Source organism: uncultured Campylobacter sp., from assembly GCF_938045405.1.
Lineage (GTDB): Bacteria > Campylobacterota > Campylobacteria > Campylobacterales > Campylobacteraceae > Campylobacter_B.
On record NZ_CALIMW010000040.1, the window covers coordinates 1 to 2,888 of the forward strand.

Below are 2,888 nucleotides of genomic sequence, written 5' to 3' on the forward strand. Positions count from 1 at the left end.
CGATAAAATTCTGCGAAATCACCGCTAAATTTTATCGCTAAATTACAAAGCCCAATCCTATTTTAAAGGCGACGGGCGTCCTTAAATTTTACGGCAAATTCCAAATAGATCGCGCCTGCAAAATCCGGCAATCCAAAATAAAATTCTAAAAATTTAACCAAATTTCGCTAAAATCGCCGCAAAATTTCAAGGAGAAAAGATGAAAAAATTAGCTCTTTTAATATCCTTTGCTGCGATGATGATTTTTACCGGCTGCGCGAGCACCACGCAAGGCGGCGCCGTAGGCATCGACCGCTCGCAATTCATCACCGTAAGCGAAGCTGAAATGGATCAAAGTGCCGCGCTTGCCTACAGGCAGATTACCGCCCAAGCAAACGCCAAACATGTCCTAAATACCGATAAAAAGCTAACTGATCGCGTTAGAGGCATCTCGAAGCGCCTAATCGCTCAAGTCGGCGCATTTCGCAAAGACGCACTGAAATGGAACTGGCAGGTAAACGTCATCAACGACCCTACAATCAATGCTTGGTGTATGCCTGGCGGTCGCATCGTCGTATATACGGGCATCATCGAAAAGCTTAAGCTTACCGATGCCGAGCTAGCTGCTATTTTGGGGCACGAGATGTCGCACGCACTGCGCGAACACAGCCGCGAGCGAGCCTCGACTGAACAGATGAAAGATGTCGGTATCGCTGTAGCAAGCTCCGCGGCAGGGCTTGGAGATCTAGGCTCAGCGGCTTTGAACATGGCGGCTCAATACACATTCACGCTGCCGTTTTCGCGCACGCATGAGACGGAGGCCGATCTGATGGGCGTTGAGCTGATGGCGCGCGCAGGATACGATCCAAGGGCGGCGATAAACGTCTGGGAGAAGATGAATAAGCTAAATGAGAGCCATCCACTTAAATTTATGTCCACGCACCCTTCAAACGACGATCGCATCGCCGATCTAAAAGAGGTGATGCCGAAAGTCTTGCCGCTTTACGAGGCCGCCACAAGAAATAGATAGTCTTGCGATTTAAAATTTCGCAAGAGTTTGCGCGCTGAGGTTTTTTAAGTAGCAGGTTTTATCGTCGCATTTAAATTTCTCAATGGGCTTGCGCGCAGCGCTAGGATTATCCGCCGCCGCGCATAAGCTCTATCGCGATAAAATCTCGCCGCAACAAAGGTCTGCCGCAGCGCGAAATTTTAAATTACCGCAAAATTCCATGAACACGCGCGATAAATATAATCCGCACCGAGACAAAATTTCATTTCAAAACGCAAGCGCTGGACGAAATTCCGTCGCATAGAAAGCCGAAATGTCTGTCGCTACAGAATTCTACGGCGCGAAATTTTACGATTTTAAGCACGACGAAATTTGGAGTAAAATTTTGCTCCTTCGGGCGCAGATAGAATTTCGCTATGGTCGTATGCAAACAAAATTTTGCAGCCGCAGTCAGGTATGAAAATAAAATTTATTCGGCTGGGCAGCAGATTTTAACGCCATTTGTACGACGGTAAGTTTCGCGCAGGCAGATGAAATTTTACGCGATAAAAGAAGTAAAATTTCAACTCCGTAAAATTCTACGCACGGGCGCGAGGCATTTTCCACGCCTTTTGGATTTTAAAGCGTTTTTAGATATAATCATAAATATTTATTTTTAAATTTCAAAGGATAAGAAATTTGGACACGGACAGTTCGGTTTTAATGTTAGTTTTAGCTTTTGTATTCATCTTTATGAATGCTTTTTTCGTTCTTTCGGAATTCTCAATCGTCAAAGTAAGAAAGTCTCGCCTCGAAGAGCTTATCAAGGATAAAATTCCAAACGCAAAGCTCGCTTTTAAAATTTCAAACTCCCTAGACACCTATCTCAGCGCCACTCAGCTAGGCATTACGATAAGCTCGCTCGCCCTCGGCTGGATCGGTGAGCCCGCGGTATCAAGACTGATCGAGCTGCCACTAAGATCCATCGGCATAGGCGGCGGAGCGGCGGCACATACGATCGCCTTCGTCATATCTTTTACGCTCGTTACGCTATTTCACGTCGTACTTGGCGAGCTGGTGCCAAAATCCATCGCTATTGCCAAAACCGAGAAGATCGTGCTTTTCATCTCTAGACCGCTTCATATTTTTTGGATTATGTTTTTTCCGATCATAAAGGCGTTTGACTTCATTGCTGCCGTCTCGCTTAAAATCATCGGCGTAAAGCCCGCTAAAGAGAGCGAGCTCGCGCTTTCTGACGAAGAGATCAAAATCATCGCGAGCGAGAGCCTAAAAGGTGGTGTGCTCGATAGCCTAGAGACCGAGATCATCAAAAACGCCGTCGATTTCAGCGACACGGTCGCCAAAGAGATAATGACGCCGAGGCGCGATCTAGTTTGCCTAAATAAGCAAAAAAGCTACGATGAAAACTACGCAACCGTATTGCAGTCGAAATTTACGCGCTTCCCATATATCGACGGCAGCAAGGACAATGTCCTAGGCCTCATCCACATCCGCGACATCATCCAGCAAAAGGGAGATAAAAGCTTCGATAAGATCGTGCGCAAGCTCATCATCGTGCCTGAAAACAGCCCGATCTCTAAAATTTTACCGATGATGAATAAGCAGCGCATTTTTGCCGCGCTCGTCATCGACGAATACGGCGGCACGGCGGGATTTTTGACGATGGAAGATATAATAGAAGAAATTTTTGGCGACATCAACGACGAGCACGACGCGAATGCACAAAATTTTAAATGTATCGACGAGAACACCTTTGAGTTTAGAGGCCGCTTCGAGATCGAAGGCGTCGAGGAGGTTATGGGCATTGACTTCGACGAAGAGACCGAGCAGCTAACGATCGGCGGCTACGTCTTTAATCTCTTCGGCAGCCTACCTGAAATCGGCGATAAAATAAGCGATG

Annotated in this window: 3 protein-coding genes; 2 read left to right on the top strand and 1 reads right to left on the bottom strand. The window is 46.6% G+C overall.

Annotation, left to right across the window (positions count from 1 at the left end; translation table 11 throughout):
* Positions 1-199 precede the first annotated feature (199 nt).
* A complete protein-coding gene (locus Q0140_RS01380; protein WP_177386661.1) occupies positions 200-1,009 on the top strand; it encodes a M48 family metallopeptidase in 810 nt (269 codons plus the stop codon).
* Between the two features lie 241 nt (positions 1,010-1,250).
* Here the strand turns inward: Q0140_RS01380 and Q0140_RS01385 are convergent, their stop codons facing one another.
* Entirely contained in the window at positions 1,251-1,418 is a 168-nt protein-coding gene (locus Q0140_RS01385; protein ID WP_297951046.1) for a hypothetical protein, read from the bottom strand.
* 272 nt (positions 1,419-1,690) lie between these two features.
* On the opposite strand from Q0140_RS01385, the gene Q0140_RS01390 reads away from it, so the two are divergent.
* The coding region (locus Q0140_RS01390; RefSeq protein WP_297960881.1) for a hemolysin family protein at positions 1,691-2,888 on the top strand (1,198 nt) is incomplete at its 3' end.

What these genes read in the sequence shown, in the direction of transcription:
- Q0140_RS01380 (WP_177386661.1), top strand. Translation starts at nt 200, where the DNA reads ATGAAAAAATTAGCTCTTTTAATATCCTTTGCTGCGATGATGATTTTT.